We start from the raw sequence: 21,035 nt of genomic DNA on the forward strand, positions 1-21,035 counted from the left end.
ATTTCCAGATGTTTAGAAAAGCCGTTCCATTTTTCACCCTGTCATACGCACTCCTTAGCGCTGGAGGGGTTGCCAGTACCCGGCAGACCTTTATCGAGAAAGCCGAAAACCCTTTTGATCAGTCAACCGAACAACTGCCCGATTTGGGTATGGCCCCGGAATCGGACGCCGCCGCACGTGAAATTGCCGCCATGGCAAAGAAATTCGGTGAAGCCAGCATGGTCGATGATGGGCTGGATGCGGGGGATCAGGCGCGGTTGCTGGCTTTTACTCGCCTGCGGGATGTGCTTACCGACAAAGTCACCAGTGAAGCGGAATCGCTGTTATCTCCCTGGGGGAAAGCCAGCGTCAATTTGCTGGTGGATGAGCACGGTAACTGGAACGGCAGCAGCGCCTCTTTGTTTACGCCCTGGCAGGATAACAACCGTTATCTCACCTGGAGCCAGGTAGGTTTTACCCAGCATGACGACGGGTCGATAGGAAATATCGGTGCCGGGCAGCGTTGGGTGGCGGGCGACTGGCTGCTCGGATATAACGCTTTTTACGACAATCAGCTTGCCAACAATTTGCAGCGTGCCGGGTTTGGCACCGAAGCGTGGGGCGAGTATTTACGTCTGTCAGCTAATTATTATCAGCCATTATCCAGTTGGCAGGACGGGAGTAGCGAAACTCTGGAGCAGCGTCTGGCGCGAGGTTACGACATTACGGCGCAGGCGTGGCTGCCGTTTTATCGCCATATCAATACCAGCCTCAGTTTCGAGAAATACTACGGTAATAGCGTTGACTTGTTTGATAGCGGTACGGGTTATCGTAACCCGGTGGCGGTGACGATGGGATTGAGTTACACGCCGATACCGCTGCTGACGCTCACCGCGCAGCATAAGCAGGGTGAAAGCGGCGTATCGCAGGATAATCTCGGCCTGAAGCTGAATTACCGTTTTGGCGTGCCGGTGGCAAAACAGTTGTCTGCGGCTGAAGTTGCGACCACCAGTTCATTACGCGGTAGCCGTTATGACAACGTGGAACGTGATTCCTTGCCGGTGATGGAGTATCGCCAGCGCAAAACGTTATCGGTATTTTTGGCAACACCACCCTGGGAGTTGCACGCGGGCGAAACGGTGGCACTTAAGCTGCAAATCCGCGCCAGCCACGGTATTCGCAGTATTACCTGGCAGGGAGATACTCAGGCATTGAGTCTGACGCCGCCTGCGAATAACCGCGACACTAACGGCTGGAGCATGATCATGCCGATGTGGAACGATAACGGCCCGAATGAATATCGTCTTTCTGTGGTGATTGAAGATGATAAGGGCCAGAAAGTGACGTCTAACTGGATTACGCTGAAACTGGCGGAGCCGTTGGTGGTGAGTCCACTTGCCGATCCGCGTTATGAGTTGTTACCGCAATAATCTGTGATTTCGGGATACGGTTTGGTTTTGTAGGGTGGATAAGCGAAGCGTCATCCACCACATTCCCCGTTCTAACCTTAAAATATCCGGTCCTGATGCACCCAAACCGCCGCTTCGACACGGGATTTCAGTTTCATCTTTTTAAGCAGGTGCTTAACGTGAACCTTCACCGTGCTTTCGGTGATATCGAGGCGGCGGGCAATCATCTTATTCGGCAAGCCCTGGGCGATGAGTTTAAGGATATCGCGCTCGCGGGGTGTCAGCAGGTTAACGTCACGGTCAGACGTTGCGCGGTTGGCACGCAGGCTGGCGGCCAGCACTGGCGTTAACGCTTCGCTTAATACCATTTCACCCGCAGCGGCCTGTTGCAACGCCTTAAGTAAATCTTCCGGTTCCATGTCTTTGAGCAGATAACCATCTGCGCCGCGTTTCAGCGCTGTGACCACATCTTCCTCATGATTTGAAACGCTGAATACCACAATGCGACCAGACAGCGGTTTTTCACGCAGGCAATCGAGTGTTTCCAGTCCGTTCATCCCCGGCATATTCAAATCCAACAGGATCAAATCAGGGTCGAGTTCTTCGGCAAGTTGAACGCCTTGCTCACCATTGCCCGCTTCACCGACAACCGCCAGTTCCGGCGCCATACTGATGAGTTGTTTAACGCCAGTGCGCAGCATGGGATGATCGTCGATAAGCAATATGGTCGAGGCTTCCGGGTTACTCATGTTGTGCTCCTGGGGTTATTTCGGGGATAAAACTCACGATGACCTGAGTGCCGCCACCAGGGCGTTCGCGCACCTGGCAATCGCCTCTCAGACTTTGCGCACGATCTCGCATAATAATAAGACCGTAATGGTTGCGGCGCTCGCCGTTGTCGGGAATGCCACAGCCGTTATCCCAGATGGTTAAGGTAATTTGATTGTCGCGATGAATTACGCTGACACCACTTGCGGTGGCGTTGGCGTGTTTCAGGCTGTTATTTAACGCTTCACGGGTAATTTGCACCAGGTGAATGGCCTGATGAGACGGCACCAGGCGCGGCGGCACCTGGTAATCCAGATTGACCGGGAAGCCGAGTTTTTCGCTAAATTCGCGGCAACTGGCTTCCAGCGCCGGGCGCAGCCCCGGCTCGATTAATTGCAGGCGGAAGGTCGTCAGTAATTCACGCAGTTGTCGCCATGAAGTATTCAGCTCGCTACGCATCTGCCCCAGCAACGTCTGCATTTCAGGGGGCAGGGAAGCGCCTTGCATTTGCAGACAGCTGACCTGCATTTTCAGGCAGGAGAGCGACTGAGCGATAGAATCATGTAATTCGCGGGCGATGGCTGAACGTTCTTCCATGACCACCAGTTGCTGCTGGCGCTCGTACTGCCGCTCAAGCGCCAACGTGGCGGTGAGCTGTTCAATCAGGGTTAAAACCAGTTGCTGCTGGTCATGCGTGAGGCTGCTGCCGAGCGGTAATTGCGCCAGCACCAGACCGTACTGAATGTGGTTATCGGTCAAACGCCATTTTTGTGCGGTGGTTTCGCAAGGTTGTGGCAACGGCTCGCGCGGGCAAAGATTGCAGCCGCTGGCTTCACAACTGCTGTCAGGCTGGTAGGTATATTCTTCGTAATTCTCTTCGTCTTCATATTCATAAACCCGCAGCTCGATGTTACGCAGCGGGGTCAAATGCTGTAATTCGCTCAGAACCGGCGACAGGCGCTGGCACAGTGGAGCTTGCGAGTGCAGGCGGCGGTTAGCCTGATACAAAAATGAGAGGATCTGGTTTTTTTGCTCCAGCCCGGCGGTTTTATCACGCACGCGCTGCTCAAGGCTGGCGTAGCTTTCTGCCAGCTCCTCAGACATGCTGTTTAGCGCAATGCCGAGCGTTGCCATTTCATTGCGACCACGAACATTCACGCGGTGAGTGAAATCCCGCTGCCCAATCGCCTGCGCCATGGTCAGTAATTTCTGCCACGGGCGCAGTAACTGTTTGCGTAACCAGATGACGGTGAAAATGATCAGCAGGCCCATTAATGCCGCCATGCCAAGTTGCAGCTGGATAATCCGGTGCAGGCGCATTTCGGTGGTGTGATCAAAGGTGGTGACAAGCTGATCGATGCGGGCGACAAAACCGGCAACATGCGGTTTGACCTGGTCGGCATTGTTGGCACGGCGCAGCGCGGGTTCGAGTTCCTCACGCCAGTAATGTTGCAGGGCGGCAAGTTTATCTTGTTGGCCGTCTTGTTCCGCTGCCTCCTGTAAATCTTTGCTCCAGGTGGTCTGTTCCATCTCATCGAGCAGTGCGCTGTCCTGATCGTTAAGCGGAATAGACGCCAGCAGACGATAGCTTTGCATGCGCATTGAACCCGCCTTATTGATGGCGTGCGCGTTACCCTGAATTCCTTGCGCCAGCCAGCCCGCAAGACTCATACCCGCGACACCCAACAATGCCAGCAACAGCACAATTAAGGCCAGTTGGTTGAACAAAGTGAGCGGGGAGAGCAGGCGTTTAAGCATTAACAGAGGAACTCCGTTGAGTGAAAAATGACAATGCGGTTATTTTCAGACATCCCCCGGAGTATACCCATACCCCTTAAGGATTACCCACTAATTGCCAGGGGTGGCATATTTCGGTGTAAGGGTATTAACACCTTCTTTCAGGCATGTGAAAAACCACACTATTTACGGATTTGTTCATTACCCACAAAGAATGACGGTTAATTTTTGACCATTATTCTGATGGGTTATCCCTTGATTCACATCAATTTTTATTCCTCGTTAGCACCTAATGTGGCGGCAATTACTCTCACTCTTTTTGAGGTGTTTATGTCTCAGTCCCCCACAAATAACCAGAAATCGGGATCGCTCATCACCGAATGGCGACCAGAAGAACCCGCATTCTGGCAAAGTAAGGGTCACGGCATTGCCAGCCGTAACTTATGGATTTCCGTTCCGTGTTTGCTGTTGGCGTTCTGCGTCTGGATGCTGTTCAGCGCGGTAGCCGTTAACCTGAACAAAGTCGGTTTTAACTTCACCACTGACCAACTCTTTATGCTGACGGCGCTGCCGTCTGTGTCTGGCGCTTTGTTGCGCGTGCCTTACTCCTTTATGGTGCCAGTGTTCGGTGGCCGCCGCTGGACCGCATTCAGCACCGGGATTTTGATCATCCCTTGCGTGTGGTTGGGCTTCGCGGTGCAAAACCCGGCAACACCTTTTAGCGTGTTTATCATGATTGCGTTGCTGTGCGGCTTCGCCGGGGCGAACTTTGCTTCCAGCATGGCAAACATCAGTTTCTTCTTCCCGAAAGCAAAACAGGGCGGCGCGCTGGGTATTAACGGCGGTTTAGGTAACCTGGGCGTGAGCGTGATGCAGTTAGTCGCCCCGCTGGTGATCTCGCTTTCCATGTTTGCGGTATTTGGCGGAACAGGCGTTGAGCAGGCTGACGGCACCATGCTGTTCCTCGAAAACGCCGCATGGGTTTGGGTGCCGCTGTTGGCTATCTTCACCATTGCAGCCTGGTTTGGCATGAACGACCTTGCAACATCTAAAGCCTCTTTAAAAGAGCAGTTGCCGGTTCTGAAACGTGCTCACCTGTGGATTATGGGCGTGCTGTATCTGGCGACATTCGGCTCGTTTATCGGTTTCTCCGCTGGTTTTGCGATGCTGGCTAAAACGCAGTTCCCGGACGTCAACATTTTGCACTTTGCTTTCTTCGGCCCACTGTTTGGTGCGCTGGCACGTTCTGCGGGCGGGGCGATTTCTGACCGCTTTGGCGGCACGCGTGTTTCGCTGTTGAACTTTATCTTCATGGCAATTTTCAGTGCGCTACTGTTTACCACGCTGCCTCACAATGGCGTTGGCGGTAACTTTATTGCCTTCTTTGGTGTGTTCCTGATGCTGTTCCTGACGGCCGGTCTGGGGAGTGGTTCTACCTTCCAGATGATCTCCGTTATCTTCCGCAAATTGACCATGGATCGCGTGAAAGCGCAGGGTGGAACGGAAGAAAGAGCGTTGCGTGAAGCGGCAACTGATACTGCTGCGGCACTGGGGTTCATCTCTGCCATTGGCGCCATTGGCGGGTTCTTTATCCCGAAAGCGTTCGGCACCTCGCTTGCGCTGACCGGTTCTCCGGCGGGCGCGATGAAAGTGTTCCTCGTGTTTTATATTGTTTGTGTGGTGATCACCTGGGCCGTATATGGCCGGAAGTCATCCAAATAATCGTTTTGACCTTTTGGTTATCCCTTGCGCGACTTCGGTCGCGCTTTTTTTTGCCTGAAATTCCTCCCCGATCCGACTTTATTCTGCGAGAAACCTCACATTTAGAATAACTACCCCGCCAGATCCCATTGTCACATTCACTGGCTAAGAGTACCGTGACGGCAAATCTGGTTTAAACCAAATGGATTAAAACATGAAAACCCATTCCACCGTAGAAACGGCAAAAGAGATGCTCAATGACTGGCTGAGCAAAGGTGTCGTCCAGCCGGGCGGGAAATTACCTTCCGAGCGTGAGCTGGAAGAATTACTGGGCATCAAGCGCATGACACTGCGACAGGCGTTGTTGTTTCTCGAAGGGGAAGAAAAGATCTTTCGTAAAGATCGTCGCGGCTGGTTTGTGGCCTTGCCGTGCTTCAAATACACCCCGAACACTTCCACCAGTTTTAAGCAGGCAGCTCTGGAGCAGGGGCGTTTGCCGTCCTGGGGTTTTCTGGAAAAAGAGCGGGTTTACACCGCGGAACCCGAAATTTTGTCGCAGTTGAATGTAAAAGACGGCGATGAAATCTACAAAATTTGTGGTTGGGGAGCGCTTGATAACCATAAAGTTTTCTATCACGAAACCTTTATCAACGCGCAGTCCGCCCCCGGTTTTATCGACAAATTAGGCGATCGTTCTTTTGTTGATGTGTGGCAAGAAGCTTTCGGTAAAAGTTCGCACACGCAGCATTTAGCGTTTAAACCCACACGACTTTCGGCAGGGGCTTGCAAAGGGATGGGCGGCACCGCAGGGACACCTTCTATCCGGGTTGAAAAATACCGCGCCGACGAAGCCGGGCAAGTTATTCAGGTTGATATCGAATATTGGCGTTTTGAATCAGTAGAGTTTTATATCGATTTCCAGGAGTTTCCATGAACAACATCCAGGCTACAAAAATTGTCGAACGCGCCGCAAATCTGCCGCTGTATCTGCATGCCTATGCGTTTCATCTAAATATGCGCATGGAGAAGATTCTGCCGGAAGATTTACTGGATATTGCCAGCCAGCAGCAACTGAAAGGGGTGAAAATTCATGTTGTGGATGGAGAAAGCCAGTCTTTAAGGCATGCCAGCGATGAGCGACTTGAGAAGTTTGCAGAAAAATCGCGCCATTTGGGGTTGGATGTTCATATCGAAACCAGCGCCTCTGATGCCCGAACCATTGATGAGGCGGTGAAAATTGCGCTGAAATCCGGGGCGACTTCGGTGAGGTTTTATCCGCGCTATGAAGGGACACTTTCTGAGGTCATGGAAATCATTGCTCAGGATATTCAATATATTAAAGCGCAATACCAACACAGCGGCCTGACATTTACGCTTGAGCAACACGAAGATTTACAGAGTCACGAACTGGTGCAGCTGGTTCAGCAGGCTGATTTTCCACAGCTTTCCCTGCTGTTTGACTTTGCCAACATGATTAATGCCAACGAAGAGCCGCTTGAGGCGCTGGCGGTGATGGGAAAAGAAGTCACTCAGGTGCATATCAAAGATGCGTTAATCAATCACGAAGGTGAAGGGCGCGGGCATACCGCATGTATTTCTGGCGAAGGCGAATTACCGTTTAAAGAATTATTACTGCAATTAATTTGTCTGGGCGAAGATAAACCGCAAGTCACCGCCTTCGGTCTGGAAGAAGAAGTGGATTATTACGCCCCGGCATTTCGTTTTACCAACGAAGATAAAAATCCGTGGATTCCATTGCGCCAGATGAGTGAAACCCCGTTGCCGACCTCCGGGCTGGAAGAAAGGCTCAATAAAGAAATTGACGATGCAATGAATCAAATAATGCATGTGCGTAATATTCTTGGCGAACTGCATAAAGATGCTGTGGCTGTTTTAAGAAAGTAATTAACCAATAAACATTTAAATTCAGCTGTCTCACTTTTAGTGAGGTAACTGTACTCTCAAAATAATAATTAATTCCGCTAATTCAGGGGTGGAGTGTCTTATGCTATCCAAAAAAAGATGGACTATATTTAGCTTGTTGGTTCTGTGCGGTGGGACAATATATAAACTGCCGTCCTTGAAAGACGCATTCTATGTTCCGATGCAGGAGTATTTTCACCTGACCAACGGTGAGATTGGTAATGCGATGTCGGTTAACTCGATTGTGACGACCATTGGTTTCTTCTTATCCATTTACTTTTCCGACAAACTACCGCGCCGCTTTACCATGTCGCTTTCACTGATTGCGACTGGCCTGCTGGGGATCTATCTTTCTACCATGCCGGGCTACTGGGGAATACTGTTTGTCTGGGCGTTGTTCGGGGTGACCTGCGACATGCTCAACTGGCCGGTATTGCTAAAGTCGGTGAGTTTGCTGGGGGACAACACTCAACAGGGGCGCTTGTTTGGCTTCTTTGAAACCGGGCGAGGAATTGTCGATACCGTTATCGCATTTAGCGCCCTGGCGGTGTTCACCTGGTTTGGCAGCGATTATTTCGGATTTAAAGCAGCAATATTGTTTTACTCTTTCATTGCTATTCTGGTCGGTGTGGTTATTTTCTTTGTATTAAAAGAAAGCCCGGAAGAACAAACGGCTAAACAAAATAAGGCAGAGAAAAAAGAAGCGAACCCCGGTCTGGGCAGTGTATTAAAAAACAAAACTGTCTGGCTAATCGCTTTTAGCGTGTTCTGTGTTTATGCGGTGTATTGCGGGCTGACATTCTTTATTCCATTCTTAAGAAATGTCTACGCTTTACCGATTGCATTGGTAGGGGCGTATGGGATTATCAATCAGTATTGTTTGAAAATGGTAGGTGGCCCGATTGGTGGGTTAATTGCGGATAAGGTTTTAAAATCACCCAGCCAATATTTGTTCTATACCTTTATTATTAGTGCGCTGGCTTTGGTTGCACTGATATTACTGCCTCATGAACAAATGCCTGTTTATTTAGGCATGGCCTGCACCCTGATGTTTGGTGCGGTAATCTTTACTCAGCGAGCGGTATTTTTCGCCCCTATTGGCGAGGCGGGAATCAGTGAGAAAAACACCGGTGCGGCAATGGCGTTAGGAAGTTTTATCGGTTATGCCCCAGCGATGTTCTGCTACAGCCTGTATGGCTACATCTTAGATACCAACCCAGGGTTATTGGGCTACAAAATCGTATTTGGCTTGATGGCTGTTTTCGCCTGCGCCGGAATAGTGATTTCGGGCCTGCTTATGAAAAACATTCGTGCGGAACGAAAAGCAGAAACGCTAACCTCTGTCTGATCATTACACCATTCAACATGGGGCTTCTCCGCAAGGGGGCGCCCCATTTTTTTGCTTCAATGCCCCCTATATTGGCTGACTTACCCCTTAATACCCAGATGCTCTGATTTCTACTCCTTACAGAAAGTAGTGAATCATTATTTTGATTATATATCAGTTGCTTAACTATCAACTATGGATTGCCACTTTGGTGGTATATCGACCGTCCACGTGCAAATCTTCCTCCGCCACAGTTGATCGTTATCAATTCTCCCTTCATATGCGCGCGCTACCGTGCCAACAAATTAGCAATGTCGTATTCATAAGATAGAGCCTCCAGGCTCCACATCAGGAGAACCCCGATGAGCAAATTTCTTGACCGGTTTCGGTACTTCAAACAGAAGGGCGAAACTTTTGCCGATGGACATGGCCAACTGCTCGATACCAATCGTGATTGGGAAGAAGGTTATCGTCAGCGTTGGCAGCACGACAAAGTGGTTCGCTCCACTCACGGTGTAAACTGCACAGGCTCCTGTAGCTGGAAGATCTACGTCAAAAGCGGCCTGGTGACCTGGGAAACTCAGCAAACTGACTACCCGCGTACTCGCCCGGATATGCCAAACCATGAACCACGCGGGTGCCCACGCGGCGCGAGCTATTCCTGGTATCTCTACAGCGCGAACCGCCTGAAATATCCTTTGATGCGCAAGCGTCTGATCAAACTTTGGCGTGAAGCGAAAACTCTGCACGAAGACCCAGTCGATGCCTGGGCCTCAATCATCAACGACCCGGAAAAAGCAAAAAGTTATAAACAAGCCCGTGGTCGCGGTGGTTTTGTGCGCTCAAGCTGGGCTGAAGTAAATGAACTGATTGCCGCCGCTAACGTCTTTACCGCAAAAACGTTCGGCCCTGACCGTATCGCAGGCTTCTCGCCGATTCCGGCGATGTCGATGGTGTCGTATGCTTCCGGCGCGCGCTACCTTTCCCTGATTGGCGGGACTTGCCTGAGCTTCTACGACTGGTATTGCGATTTGCCGCCAGCGTCACCGATGACCTGGGGCGAGCAAACGGACGTGCCGGAATCCGCAGACTGGTACAACTCAAGCTACATCATCGCCTGGGGTTCTAACGTTCCGCAGACGCGTACGCCAGATGCCCACTTCTTTACCGAAGTGCGTTACAAAGGCACCAAAACCGTGGCGGTGACGCCGGATTACGCTGAAATCGCCAAGCTGTGCGACCAGTGGCTGGCACCGAAACAAGGTACGGATGCGGCGATGGCGCTGGCGATGGGCCACGTTATGCTGCGTGAATTCCACCTCGATAACCCAAGCCAATACTTCACCGATTACGTGCGCCGTTACACCGACATGCCAATGCTGGTGATGCTCGAAGAGCGTGACGGCTTCTACGCCGCAGGCCGCATGTTACGTGCGTCCGATCTGGTTGATGGTCTGGGTCAGGAAAACAACCCGCAATGGAAAACGGTCGCACTCGATAACCAGAACGGCGAACTGCTGGCACCAAACGGTTCTATCGGATACCGCTGGGGCGAGAAGGGCAAGTGGAACCTGGAGCAACGTGACGGCACCAGCGGCGAAGAAGCCGAACTGCGCCTGAGCCTGCTCGGCAGCCACGACGAAGTGGCGGATGTGGGCTTCCCTTACTTCGGTGGCGAAAGCACCGAACACTTCAGCAACGTTAAGCTCGATAACGTGCTAATGCACAAACTGCCGGTGAAACGTATTCAACTGGCGGATGGTTCCACCACGCTGGTCACGACCGTTTATGACTTGACGTTGGCGAACTATGGTCTGGATCGCGGCCTGAACGACGAAAACTGCGCCTCCAGCTATGACGACGTGAAAGCGTATACCCCGGCGTGGGCGGAACAAATTACTGGCGTTTCTCGCCAGAACATTATCCGCATCGCTCGTGAATTTGCTGACAACGCCGACAAAACCCATGGCCGTTCGATGATCATCGTCGGTGCAGGTATGAACCACTGGTTCCACATGGACATGAACTACCGTGGCCTGATCAATATGTTGATCTTCTGCGGTTGCGTCGGCCAAAGCGGCGGCGGCTGGGCACACTATGTCGGTCAGGAAAAACTGCGTCCGCAAACCGGCTGGACTCCGCTGGCATTTGCTCTTGACTGGCAGCGCCCGCCACGCCACATGAACAGCACGTCATTCTTCTACAACCATTCCAGCCAGTGGCGCTACGAGTCGTTGACTGCCGAAGAACTGCTGTCCCCGTTGGCGGATAAATCCCGCTATAGCGGTCATTTGATTGACTTCAACGTGCGTGCTGAACGCATGGGCTGGTTGCCATCGGCACCGCAGTTGAACACCAACCCATTACACATTGCGAAGCAGGCGAAAGCGGCAGGCATGAGCCCGGCTGATTTCACCGCGCAGCAACTGAAAAGCGGCGATATTCGCTTTGCGGCAGAACAGCCGGATGCGGGCAATAACCATCCGCGTAACTTGTTCGTCTGGCGCTCAAACCTGCTGGGTTCTTCCGGTAAGGGCCACGAGTACATGCTCAAATACCTGTTGGGTACTGAGAACGGTATTCAGGGTAAAGATTTGGGCAAAGAAGGCGGTGTGATGCCGGAAGAAGTCGAGTGGGTTGATAACGGTCTGGATGGAAAACTGGACTTGGTCGTGACGCTGGACTTCCGCCTGTCGAGCACCTGTTTGTATTCCGATATCGTGCTGCCAACGGCGACCTGGTATGAGAAAGACGATATGAATACTTCGGACATGCATCCGTTTATTCACCCGCTTTCAGCAGCCGTTGACCCAGCCTGGGATTCAAAAAGCGACTGGGAAATTTATAAAGCCATCGCGAAGAAATTCTCCGAAGTGTGCGTCGGCCATTTAGGCAAAGAAACCGATGTCGTCACGCTGCCGATTCAGCACGACTCCGCTGCAGAACTGGCGCAGCCGTTTGGCGTGATGGACTGGAAAAAAGGCGAATGTGACCTGATCCCAGGTAAAACCGCGCCGCACCTGATGGTGGTTGAGCGTGATTACCCGGCGACTTACGAGCGTTTCACCTCTATTGGCCCGCTGATGGAAACCATCGGTAACGGCGGCAAGGGCATCGCCTGGAATACCCAGTCTGAGATGGACTTGCTGCGTAAGCTTAATTACACCAAAGCAGATGGCCCGGCGAAAGGCCAGCCGATGATTAACACGGCGATTGATGCCGCAGAAATGATCCTCACCCTGGCACCCGAAACCAACGGCCAGGTGGCGGTGAAAGCCTGGGCAGCACTGAGTGAATTTACCGGTCGTGACCACACGCACCTGGCGCTCAATAAAGAAGACGAAAAGATTCGCTTCCGCGATATCCAGGCGCAGCCGCGCAAAATCATCTCCAGCCCGACCTGGTCTGGCCTTGAAGACGAACACGTTTCTTACAGCGCGGGTTACACCAACGTTCACGAGTTGATTCCATGGCGCACGCTGTCTGGCCGCCAGCAGCTGTATCAGGATCACCAGTGGATGCGTGATTTTGGCGAAAGCCTGCTGGTGTACCGTCCGCCGATTGATACCCGCTCCGTAAAAGGTGTGATGGGTAAGAAATCGAACGGTAACCCGGAAAAAGCGCTGAACTTCCTGACGCCGCACCAGAAATGGGGCATTCACTCAACCTACAGCGACAACTTGCTGATGCTGACGCTGTCACGCGGCGGCCCGATTGTCTGGATGAGTGAAATCGACGCCAAAGATCTGGGCATCGAAGATAACGACTGGATTGAAGTGTTCAACAAAAACGGGGCGCTGACGGCGCGTGCGGTTGTGAGCCAGCGTGTGCCGGAAGGCATGACCATGATGTATCACGCCCAGGAACGCATCGTGAACCTGCCGGGTTCTGAAATTACCGGTCAACGCGGGGGGATTCATAACTCGGTCACCCGAATTAGCCCGAAACCAACGCACATGATTGGCGGCTACGCGCAACTGGCGTACGGCTTTAACTACTACGGCACCGTCGGGTCAAACCGTGATGAGTTCGTGGTGGTGCGCAAGATGAAAGACATTAACTGGTTAGACGGTGAAGGCAACGACCAGAAACAGGAGAGCGTAAAATGAAAATTCGTTCACAAGTCGGCATGGTGCTGAATCTTGATAAATGCATCGGCTGTCACACCTGTTCTGTGACCTGTAAAAACGTCTGGACCAGCCGCGAAGGGATGGAGTACGCGTGGTTCAATAACGTCGAAACCAAACCGGGGATTGGCTACCCGAACGACTGGGAAAACCAGGAAAAATGGAAGGGCGGTTGGATTCGTAAAATCAACGGCAAACTGCAACCGCGCATGGGCAACCGCGCCATGTTGCTGGGTAAAATCTTCGCTAACCCGCATCAGCCGGGCATCGACGATTATTACGAGCCGTTTGATTATGACTATCAGCATCTGCATAACGCGCCGGAAGGTAAGCACCAGCCGATTGCACGCCCACGCTCGCTGATTACCGGCCAGCGCATGAACAAAATCGAAGCTGGCCCGAACTGGGAAGAGATCCTCGGTGGCGAATTTGAAAAACGCGCCAAAGATCAGAACTTCGTCAACATGCAGAAGGCGATGTACGGCCAGTTCGAAAACACCTTTATGGCGTACCTGCCGCGCTTGTGCGAGCACTGCCTGAACCCGGCGTGTGTGGCGACTTGCCCGAGCGGTGCGATTTATAAGCGTGAAGAAGACGGTATTGTGCTGATTGACCAGGACAAATGCCGCGGCTGGCGGATGTGCATCACCGGTTGCCCGTACAAAAAAATCTACTTCAACTGGAAGAGCGGCAAATCAGAGAAGTGCATTTTCTGTTACCCGCGTATCGAAGCAGGCCAACCCACTGTCTGTTCCGAGACTTGTGTAGGCCGTATTCGTTACCTCGGCGTGTTGTTGTATGACGCGGATGCGATTGAATCTGCAGCCAGCACCGAGAACGAAAAAGATCTGTACGAGCGTCAGTTGAGCATTTTCCTGAATCCGAATGACCCGGCGGTGATTGAACAAGCGCTGAAAGACGGCGTTCCACAAAGTGTTATCGATGCTGCGCAGCAGTCGCCAGTTTATAAAATGGCGATGGACTGGAAACTGGCGCTGCCGCTGCACCCTGAATACCGCACATTACCGATGGTCTGGTATGTGCCGCCGTTGTCGCCAATTCAGTCTGCGGCTGACGCAGGTGAGCTTCCGCATACCGGGATCCTGCCTGACGTTGAAAGCCTGCGTATTCCGGTGGAATACCTGGCAAATCTGTTGACTGCGGGTGACACCGCGCCGGTTCTGCGCGCTCTGAAACGCATGATGGCGATGCGCCATTACAAACGTGCTGAAACGGTGGAAGGTGTTCACGATATTAGCGCGCTGGAAGAAGTGGGTTTGACTGAAGCGCAGGCGCAGGAAATGTATCGTTATCTGGCCATTGCGAATTACGAAGATCGCTTCGTGATCCCAAGCAGCCACCGTGAACTGGCCGCAGATGCATTCCCTGAAAGCAAAGGTTGTGGTTTCAGCTTTGGTGATGGCTGCCATGGCTCGGACAGCAAATTCAACCTGTTCAACAGTAAACGCATTGACGCGATTGATGTGTCCAGCAAAACGGAGCCAAAACCATGATTGAACTTCTGGTGATTTCCCGCTTGCTGGAGTATCCGGATGCTGCCCTGTGGCAGCATCAACAGGAACTCCGCGAGGCATTGGCTGAAGGGAGTGCGTTAAATCTGCAACAGGCGGCCCAGCTCAACGGTTTCATTACCTCATTGTGCAACCGTGATTTGCTGGATGCGCAGGCAAGTTACAGCGAACTGTTTGACCGTGGCCGCGCGACCTCGCTATTGCTGTTCGAACACGTTCACGGTGAATCCCGTGATCGCGGGCAGGCGATGGTGAACCTGATGAACCAGTATCAGCAGGCGGGTATGGAAATCGACAGCCGCGAGTTGCCGGACCATCTTCCGTTGTACCTGGAATACTTGTCACAACGCGACGAAGCCGAAGCGCGTGGCGGTTTGCAGGATGTGGCACCGATTCTGGCACTGCTGGCAGCGCGCCTGAAACAGCGTGAAAGTGATTACGCCGTTCTGTTTGACGTGCTGTTGGGGTTATCGCAAAGCGATGTGGCCGTTGAAAGTGTGAGCCAACAAATTGCCGGTGAAGCACGTGATGATACTCCGCAAGCGCTGGATGCCGTTTGGGAAGAAGAGCAGGTGAAATTTGTTGCAGAGGCAGGGTGTGGCGAGTCTGAAATTAGCAGCCATCAGCGTCGTTTTGCCGGGGCTGTCGCTCCGCAGTATCTGAATATCGGAGGACAGTAATCATGCATTTTCTCAATGTGTTCTTCTATGACATGTATCCGTACATTTGCGGTACGGTTTTCCTGCTGGGCAGTTGGCTGCGCTATGACTACGGGCAGTACACGTGGAAAGCCGGTTCCAGCCAGATGCTGGATCGCAAAGGCATGAATCTGGCTTCTAATCTGTTCCATATTGGGATTCTGGGGATTTTCGCCGGGCACTTCCTGGGCATGTTAACGCCACACTGGATGTACGAGTCATTCCTGCCAATCGATGTGAAGCAGAAGATGGCGATGATTGCCGGTGGCGCATGTGGTGTGATGACGCTGGTGGGCGGTTTGCTGCTGCTTAAGCGCCGTCTGTTTAATCCACGTGTGCGGGCGACATCAAGCGTGGCGGATATTTTGATTCTGAGCTTGCTGATGATTCAATGCGCACTCGGCCTGCTGACGATTCCGTTCTCGGCTCAGCACATGGACGGCAGCGAGATGATGAAGCTGGTGGGATGGGCGCAGGCGGTGGTGACGTTCCACGGCGGCGCATCTGAGCATCTGGATGGCGTGGCGTTTATCTTCCGTGTGCATCTGGTGTTGGGGATGACGCTGTTCCTGCTGTTCCCGTTCACCCGTCTGGTGCATGTCTGGAGTGCTCCGGTGGAGTATTTGACGCGTAAGTATCAGGTCGTTCGCGCTCGTCGCTAAGTGCTGTTATTTGTTTTAAAGATACCTGGCTTCGGCCGGGTATTTTTTTGTGCTTTTGTTGATGGTGTCGGATGACGCTGCGCTTATCCGACCTACGGATCGGTTTTGCGTTTTTGGTTTTATGTTTGGTGTTGAATATTATGCGATTGGGGATTTGTTTGGGAGGTACTACTTGAGAATGGTGGCGGGGGAAGGATTCGAACCTTCGAAGTCGATGACGGCAGATTTACAGTCTGCTCCCTTTGGCCGCTCGGGAACCCCGCCAGGGGTATGATGCATGTTTGAAACTACTGGCCGAACTTAACGCTTGAAGATGGTGGCGGGGGAAGGATTCGAACCTTCGAAGTCGATGACGGCAGATTTACAGTCTGCTCCCTTTGGCCGCTCGGGAACCCCGCCAGGGGTGTTACTTTTTAATGGCTTTCTTACTCGCGTCCTTTGTCTGGAAGCGGGGCGCATCATATCAAATGAAGCGCCGCTGTAAAGCATTCGCTGTAAGAAAATGAATCGTTTGCCGTTTTTTTACACTTAACGGCGTAAAGCTAAACAATTCATTTCTGGATCAGAGAATTATCGTACGATTTCCATAAACAAACACGCGTTGCGCCAGAACCTGATACAGAGCACGGCTCAAAACATTTTTCTCAACATCACGCCCGGCACGCATCATATCTTCTGCGGTGTAGGTGTGATCGACGTGAATCACATCCTGCATGATGATTGGGCCTTCATCCAGATTGTCATTCACATAGTGCGCGGTGGCGCCTATGATCTTCACGCCGCGCTCGTAGGCCTGGTGATAAGGGCGTGCGCCAATAAAAGCAGGCAGGAATGAGTGGTGGATATTGATAATCTGGTTCGGGAAGCGTGAAACAAATTCCGGAGTTAACACGCGCATGTATTTAGCCAGCACCACATAATCAGGTTGATGCGCTTCAATCGCGTCTGCCATCTGTTTATCGTGATCTTCGCGTGACAGACCTTCATGGCTCACCAGCTCAAACGGGATATCAAAACGCTCGACCAGAGTGCGCAGCGTTTCGTGGTTGCCAATAACGGCGGCGATTTCGACATCAAGGCCGCCGTAATTCGCTTTCATTAATAAATCGCCCAGACAGTGCGCTTCTTTAGTGACAAGAATCACCACGCGACGACGGCCGGCTGGAATGAGTTCACGCAATGAACCTTCAGGCAATGCGCTGTCCAAATCTGCCAGCAAAGTGGTGTCGTTGAAAATGCCTTCGAGTTCGGTACGCATAAAGAAGCGCCCGGTGCGATGGTCAACAAACTCATTGTTCTGAACGATGTTCAGTTCGTGCTTGTAACAAATATTGGTGATCTTGGCGATCAGGCCCTTTGCGTCAGGGCAAATGGTGCGGAGTACTTTTCGCTGTAATGATTGCATTGCAGGGTGAGTCCTGTTGTTCGTTTGTTTGCTAAATATCTTGTGCCACGTCGCGTTAACGCCCACAACACTTTTTATATTTTTTGCCGGAACCGCAAGGGCAGGGGTCATTACGACCAAATTGCGGGCGGGTTCCGTCCACATAGTACCATTGACCGTTTTCCTTTAAGAAACGAGAACGTTCAATGATTGCAGTTTCCTCGCCTTGCTCTTCAAAGCGTGCGACGAAGCTGACGAAACCTTCGTTTTCGTCATTGCCGTCAGCCGATTCATAAACGGTTAAACCCAGCCAGCGCGTCGTCGCAAAACTACCAGAAATATCGGTCTTCAGCGAAGGGCTACGAGTCTGGGGATACCAGGTTGCGACAAGGTAATCTGCGTCTTGCATCACATAGGCGCTATAACGTGAGCGCATAAGCTGTGATGGTGTTGGCGCATGGCGCTCCGCGCGTAGGTAAGGCTGGCAACATAAGCTATACTCCAGACCGCTACCACAAGGGCAAAGTTGCGACACAGCATCTCCTTGGTTACAAAAAAATAGTCAGCGTAAATACGCGGGGTAGTCATGTTAACTGAGCTGTGGCGAGTTCGCCACGCGGTGATATACCGGGGAAGAAAGACCGAGGCGAAATGAGACAGGTAAAGATCGGCCTGGCATTAGGGTCGGGAGCAGCAAAAGGATGGGCGCATATTGGTGTCATTAATGCGTTAAAACGAGCGGGTATTCAGGTTGATATCGTAGCAGGTTGCTCGGTGGGGGCGCTGGTTGGCGCGGCGTACGCCAGTAATCGTTTACCTATGATGGAACGCTGGGTGCGTTCGTTCGGCTATTGGGATGTACTGCGGCTGATGGATCTTTCCTGGCGCCGTGGCGGTTTGTTACGTGGCGAGAGAGTTTTCAATAACGTCCGTAAAATCATAACTGAAGAAAAAATTGAAGATTGCGCGCTGCGGTTTGGCTCGGTTGCAACCAATTTAAGCACCGGGCGCGAGTTGTGGTTTACCGATGGCGATCTTCATCAGGCCGTACGTGCTTCTTGTAGTATGCCGGGGCTGCTGTCGCCTGTCGGATACAATGGCTACTGGCTGGTGGACGGTGCGGTGGTTAACCCGGTGCCGGTGTCGCTGACCCGTGCGTTAGGCGCTGATATTGTTATTGCAGTCGATCTCCAGCATGACGCCCATTTGATGCAACAAGATTTACTTTCCGTAAATATGACCACGCCGTTGGCTGAAAACCAGGTGCAACCGGATTCCTGGCGTGGCCGTTTACGCGAGCAGCTCGGAAAAATCACTACGCGACGCGCTAATACCACGCCGACGGCCATGGAAATCATGACGACCTCAATTCAGGTGCTGGAAAACCGCTTAAAGCGCAACCGTATGGCCGGTGATCCTCCTGATATTTTGCTCCAGCCATTTTGCCCTCAGATTTCTACCCTGGATTTCCACCGCGCCGCAGAGGCGATCAGTGCGGGGAGTCTGGCCGTCGAGAAAAAGATGGATGAGCTGTTACCTTTGGTTCGTACCCATGAATGAGTACGGTGAAAACTCGCATCTTCAGGCAATTCTGACAGGCGGTGATTGTCATACCATGCCACTATTGATCTATCGTCAGTCAGGGGAGCGCACATGACACAGCCACTCGTTGGAAAACAGATTCTCATTGTTGAGGACGAGCCCGTTTTCCGCTCTTTGCTGGAGAATTATCTTTCTTCTTTAGGGGCAATCATTGCCGTTGCCACTGATGGTATCGACGCTCTGGAAAAAATAGCCACTTTTGCGCCCGATTTGTTGATTTGTGATTTGGCGATGCCGCGCATGAATGGGCTGAAATTAGTCGAGCATCTGCGTAACGAAGGGGTACAAACGCCGATATTAGTCATTTCCGCGACTGAGAATATGTCAGACATCGCCAAAGCGCTGCGTTTTGGCGTGCAGGATGTTCTGCTCAAACCCATTAAAGATCTTAACCGCTTACGTGAAACCGTCTTTGCTTGCCTGTATCCCAATATGTTTAATTCGCGGGTTGAAGAAGAAGAGCGTTTGTTCCAGGACTGGGACGCGCTGGTTAGCGACCCGCAGGCGGCGTCTAAATTACTGCAAGAACTGCAACCCCCGGTGCAACAGGTGATGTCGCATTGTCGCGTCAATTACCGTCAATTGATTACCCTCAATCAACCTGGGCTAGTGCTGGATATCGCTCCGCTTTCAGAAAACGACCTGGCATTTTATTGCCTCGATGTGACTCGAGCAGGGGATAACGGCGTGTTAGCTGCACTGCTATTACGGGCATTATTTAATGGCTTATTGCAGGAACAGCTTTCCCACCAGCATCAGCGGTTACCAGAATTAGGGAATTTGCTTAAACAAGTTAACCAGTTATTACGACAAGCTAATTTGACTGGACAGTTCCCTCTCATGGTTGGCTATTACCATAGCGAGCTTAAAAACCTCATTTTGGTCTCCGCTGGACTGAATGCGACTTTAAATACCGGCGAGCATCAAATTCAGGTCAGTAATGGTGTGCCTCTGGGCACTCTGGGCAATACTTACCTTAATCAGATTAGCCAGCGTTGCGAATCCTGGCAGTGTCAGGTGTGGGGTTCCGGCGGGCGTTTAAGACTCATGTTGTCTGCGGAATGAGCATCTGGATGCTTGAAAACATTTAGGTTTTCTCCCCTATCTTTGCTGGTGCTAATATCGTACTTAACCAACTCGTATTTATCTTAAATTACCAGCGCAGCGGGTAAACAGCGGCAGATTTCATTTTTAAGCTGATATACTCGATGCGTATTTTAATTGACTTGCAAGTGAAAACTTGAACAGTCCAGGAGATTTTTCAATGGCTGCCATTAATTCTAAAGTAAGAAAAGCAGTAATCCCTGTTGCGGGATTGGGTACACGCATGTTACCGGCCACCAAGGCAATTCCAAAAGAGATGCTGCCGCTGGTTGATAAGCCACTTATTCAATATGTGGTCAATGAATGTATCGCCGCAGGTATTACTGAAATTGTGCTGGTAACGCACTCGTCGAAAAACTCCATCGAAAACCATTTCGATACCAGTTTTGAACTGGAAGCCATGCTGGAAAAACGCGTTAAGCGCCAGTTGCTGGAAGAAGTTCAGGCTATCTGCCCGCCGCATGTGACTATCATGCAGGTTCGTCAAGGTCTGGCGAAAGGCCTCGGCCACGCCGTTCTGTGTGCGCATCCGGTTGTCGGTGATGAGCCGGTAGCGGTTATTTTGCCTGACGTAATCCTCGATGAATTCGAGTCTGATTTGTCTCAAGACAACCTGGCAGAAATGATCAAACGTTTTGATGCGACAGGCCACAGCCAGATTATGGTAGAGCCGGTAGAAGACGTGACGGCTTACGGTGTTGTTGACTGTAAAGGCGTTGAACTAAATGAAGGTGACAGCGTGCCGATGGTTGGCATCGTTGAGAAGCCTAAAGCAAACGTCGCACCATCCAACCTGGCTGTTGTGGGCCGTTACGTGCTGACCGCCGATATCTGGCCGCTGTTGTCCAAAACGCCTCCAGGTGCGGGCGATGAAATTCAGCTGACTGACTCCATTGCGATGCTGATGGAAAAACAGACCGTTGAAGCGTATCACATGAAAGGCGTGAGCCATGACTGTGGTAACAAACTTGGCTATATGCAGGCGTTTGTGGAATACGGTATTCGTCACAACACTCTGGGTGCTGATTTCAAAGCATGGCTTGAAGAGACGGTTGGCACGAAAAAGTAATTCATTGCAACGC

Annotated in this window: 16 protein-coding genes and 2 tRNA genes; 12 read left to right on the forward strand and 6 right to left on the reverse strand. The window is 51.7% G+C overall.

The window, feature by feature from the left end; translation table 11 throughout:
- The first annotated feature begins 8 nt into the window (after positions 1 to 8).
- Positions 9 to 1,409 (forward strand): YchO/YchP family invasin, encoded by a 1,401-nt coding sequence (locus M2371_RS10415; RefSeq protein ID WP_259267658.1) that lies wholly within the window; start codon positions 9 to 11, stop codon positions 1,407 to 1,409.
- Positions 1,410 to 1,486: 77 nt separating this feature from the next.
- On the opposite strand, the gene narL is transcribed toward M2371_RS10415, so the two are convergent.
- The gene (narL, locus tag M2371_RS10420; RefSeq protein WP_034494964.1) at positions 1,487 to 2,137 is read right to left on the reverse strand and encodes a two-component system response regulator NarL; all 651 of its coding nucleotides are present in this window, start codon (positions 2,135 to 2,137) and stop codon (positions 1,487 to 1,489) included.
- On the reverse strand, positions 2,130 to 3,914 hold the full coding sequence (gene narX, locus M2371_RS10425; RefSeq protein ID WP_172894526.1) for a nitrate/nitrite two-component system sensor histidine kinase NarX: 1,785 nt from the start codon (positions 3,912 to 3,914) through the stop codon (positions 2,130 to 2,132). Before narX ends, narL begins: the two co-directional genes overlap by 8 nt.
- A gap of 309 nt (positions 3,915 to 4,223) precedes the next feature.
- Here narX and narU point away from each other — a divergent pair, with 309 nt between their 5' ends.
- The 8 genes from narU to narI all read left to right on the forward strand — a co-directional run bounded on the left by narU (position 4,224) and on the right by narI (position 15,863).
- Entirely contained in the window at positions 4,224 to 5,615 is a 1,392-nt protein-coding gene (gene narU / locus M2371_RS10430) for a nitrate/nitrite transporter NarU (protein ID WP_034495098.1), read from the forward strand.
- A 193-nt stretch (positions 5,616 to 5,808) separates the two neighbouring features.
- Positions 5,809 to 6,528: a GntR family transcriptional regulator gene (locus M2371_RS10435; protein ID WP_259267659.1), complete on the forward strand. Its 720-nt coding sequence runs from the start codon at positions 5,809 to 5,811 to the stop codon at positions 6,526 to 6,528.
- Positions 6,525 to 7,499, forward strand: a complete 975-nt coding sequence (locus M2371_RS10440) for a sugar phosphate isomerase/epimerase (protein WP_259267660.1) — start codon at positions 6,525 to 6,527, stop codon at positions 7,497 to 7,499. Before M2371_RS10435 ends, M2371_RS10440 begins: the two co-directional genes overlap by 4 nt.
- A 100-nt stretch (positions 7,500 to 7,599) precedes the next feature.
- The gene (locus M2371_RS10445; RefSeq protein ID WP_259267661.1) at positions 7,600 to 8,865 is read left to right on the forward strand and encodes an MFS transporter; all 1,266 of its coding nucleotides are present in this window, start codon (positions 7,600 to 7,602) and stop codon (positions 8,863 to 8,865) included.
- Between the two features lie 341 nt (positions 8,866 to 9,206).
- Positions 9,207 to 12,953 carry a nitrate reductase subunit alpha gene (locus M2371_RS10450; RefSeq protein ID WP_259267662.1) on the forward strand — a complete coding sequence of 1,249 codons (3,747 nt, stop codon included), beginning with the start codon at positions 9,207 to 9,209 and terminating at the stop codon, positions 12,951 to 12,953.
- Entirely contained in the window at positions 12,950 to 14,485 is a 1,536-nt protein-coding gene (narH, locus tag M2371_RS10455; protein ID WP_259267663.1) for a nitrate reductase subunit beta, read from the forward strand. The genes M2371_RS10450 and narH overlap by 4 nt, the downstream gene beginning before the upstream one ends.
- Complete coding sequence (gene narJ, locus M2371_RS10460) at positions 14,482 to 15,183, forward strand: nitrate reductase molybdenum cofactor assembly chaperone (RefSeq protein WP_259267664.1); 702 nt, start codon at positions 14,482 to 14,484, stop codon at positions 15,181 to 15,183. The genes narH and narJ overlap by 4 nt, the downstream gene beginning before the upstream one ends.
- Before the next feature lie 2 nt (positions 15,184 to 15,185).
- Positions 15,186 to 15,863 (forward strand): respiratory nitrate reductase subunit gamma, encoded by a 678-nt coding sequence (gene narI / locus M2371_RS10465; protein ID WP_115629021.1) that lies wholly within the window; start codon positions 15,186 to 15,188, stop codon positions 15,861 to 15,863.
- Between the two features lie 179 nt (positions 15,864 to 16,042).
- On the opposite strand, the gene M2371_RS10470 is transcribed toward narI, so the two are convergent.
- The 4 genes from M2371_RS10470 to M2371_RS10485 all read right to left on the reverse strand — a co-directional run bounded on the left by M2371_RS10470 (position 16,043) and on the right by M2371_RS10485 (position 17,782).
- Positions 16,043 to 16,127, reverse strand: a tRNA-Tyr gene (locus M2371_RS10470).
- A gap of 50 nt (positions 16,128 to 16,177) precedes the next feature.
- Positions 16,178 to 16,262 (reverse strand) — tRNA-Tyr (locus M2371_RS10475).
- 163 nt (positions 16,263 to 16,425) lie between these two features.
- Positions 16,426 to 17,268 carry a formyltetrahydrofolate deformylase gene (gene purU / locus M2371_RS10480; RefSeq protein ID WP_259267665.1) on the reverse strand — a complete coding sequence of 281 codons (843 nt, stop codon included), beginning with the start codon at positions 17,266 to 17,268 and terminating at the stop codon, positions 16,426 to 16,428.
- A 55-nt stretch (positions 17,269 to 17,323) separates the two neighbouring features.
- Positions 17,324 to 17,782, reverse strand: a complete 459-nt coding sequence (locus M2371_RS10485; protein WP_172894510.1) for a YchJ family protein — start codon at positions 17,780 to 17,782, stop codon at positions 17,324 to 17,326.
- A gap of 116 nt (positions 17,783 to 17,898) precedes the next feature.
- Here M2371_RS10485 and rssA point away from each other — a divergent pair, with 116 nt between their 5' ends.
- The 3 genes from rssA to galU all read left to right on the forward strand — a co-directional run bounded on the left by rssA (position 17,899) and on the right by galU (position 21,022).
- Positions 17,899 to 18,807: a patatin-like phospholipase RssA gene (gene rssA, locus M2371_RS10490; protein WP_034494978.1), complete on the forward strand. Its 909-nt coding sequence runs from the start codon at positions 17,899 to 17,901 to the stop codon at positions 18,805 to 18,807.
- Between the two features lie 93 nt (positions 18,808 to 18,900).
- Positions 18,901 to 19,914, forward strand: coding sequence for a two-component system response regulator RssB (gene rssB / locus M2371_RS10495; protein ID WP_259267666.1), 1,014 nt, complete (start codon positions 18,901 to 18,903; stop codon positions 19,912 to 19,914).
- Positions 19,915 to 20,113: 199 nt separating this feature from the next.
- Entirely contained in the window at positions 20,114 to 21,022 is a 909-nt protein-coding gene (gene galU / locus M2371_RS10500) for a UTP--glucose-1-phosphate uridylyltransferase GalU (protein WP_034494981.1), read from the forward strand.
- The last annotated feature ends 13 nt before the right edge of the window (positions 21,023 to 21,035 follow it).

The organism is Buttiauxella sp. BIGb0471, assembly GCF_024807715.1.
GTDB lineage: Bacteria > Pseudomonadota > Gammaproteobacteria > Enterobacterales > Enterobacteriaceae > Buttiauxella > Buttiauxella agrestis.

Bases quoted from the DNA above. Each gene is read 5' to 3' on its own strand.
- M2371_RS10445 (WP_259267661.1), top strand. From the start codon at position 7,600: ATGCTATCCAAAAAAAGATGGACTATATTTAGCTTGTTGGTTCTGTGC.
- M2371_RS10450 (WP_259267662.1), top strand. From the start codon at position 9,207: ATGAGCAAATTTCTTGACCGGTTTCGGTACTTCAAACAGAAGGGCGAA.
- M2371_RS10415 (WP_259267658.1), top strand. From the start codon at position 9: ATGTTTAGAAAAGCCGTTCCATTTTTCACCCTGTCATACGCACTCCTT.
- M2371_RS10435 (WP_259267659.1), top strand. From the start codon at position 5,809: ATGAAAACCCATTCCACCGTAGAAACGGCAAAAGAGATGCTCAATGAC.
- M2371_RS10440 (WP_259267660.1), top strand. From the start codon at position 6,525: ATGAACAACATCCAGGCTACAAAAATTGTCGAACGCGCCGCAAATCTG.
- narX (WP_172894526.1), bottom strand. From the start codon at position 3,914: ATGCTTAAACGCCTGCTCTCCCCGCTCACTTTGTTCAACCAACTGGCC.
- narH (WP_259267663.1), top strand. From the start codon at position 12,950: ATGAAAATTCGTTCACAAGTCGGCATGGTGCTGAATCTTGATAAATGC.
- narL (WP_034494964.1), bottom strand. From the start codon at position 2,137: ATGAGTAACCCGGAAGCCTCGACCATATTGCTTATCGACGATCATCCC.
- purU (WP_259267665.1), bottom strand. From the start codon at position 17,268: ATGCAATCATTACAGCGAAAAGTACTCCGCACCATTTGCCCTGACGCA.
- narU (WP_034495098.1), top strand. From the start codon at position 4,224: ATGTCTCAGTCCCCCACAAATAACCAGAAATCGGGATCGCTCATCACC.
- narI (WP_115629021.1), top strand. From the start codon at position 15,186: ATGCATTTTCTCAATGTGTTCTTCTATGACATGTATCCGTACATTTGC.
- rssB (WP_259267666.1), top strand. From the start codon at position 18,901: ATGACACAGCCACTCGTTGGAAAACAGATTCTCATTGTTGAGGACGAG.
- narJ (WP_259267664.1), top strand. From the start codon at position 14,482: ATGATTGAACTTCTGGTGATTTCCCGCTTGCTGGAGTATCCGGATGCT.
- rssA (WP_034494978.1), top strand. From the start codon at position 17,899: ATGAGACAGGTAAAGATCGGCCTGGCATTAGGGTCGGGAGCAGCAAAA.
- galU (WP_034494981.1), top strand. From the start codon at position 20,114: ATGGCTGCCATTAATTCTAAAGTAAGAAAAGCAGTAATCCCTGTTGCG.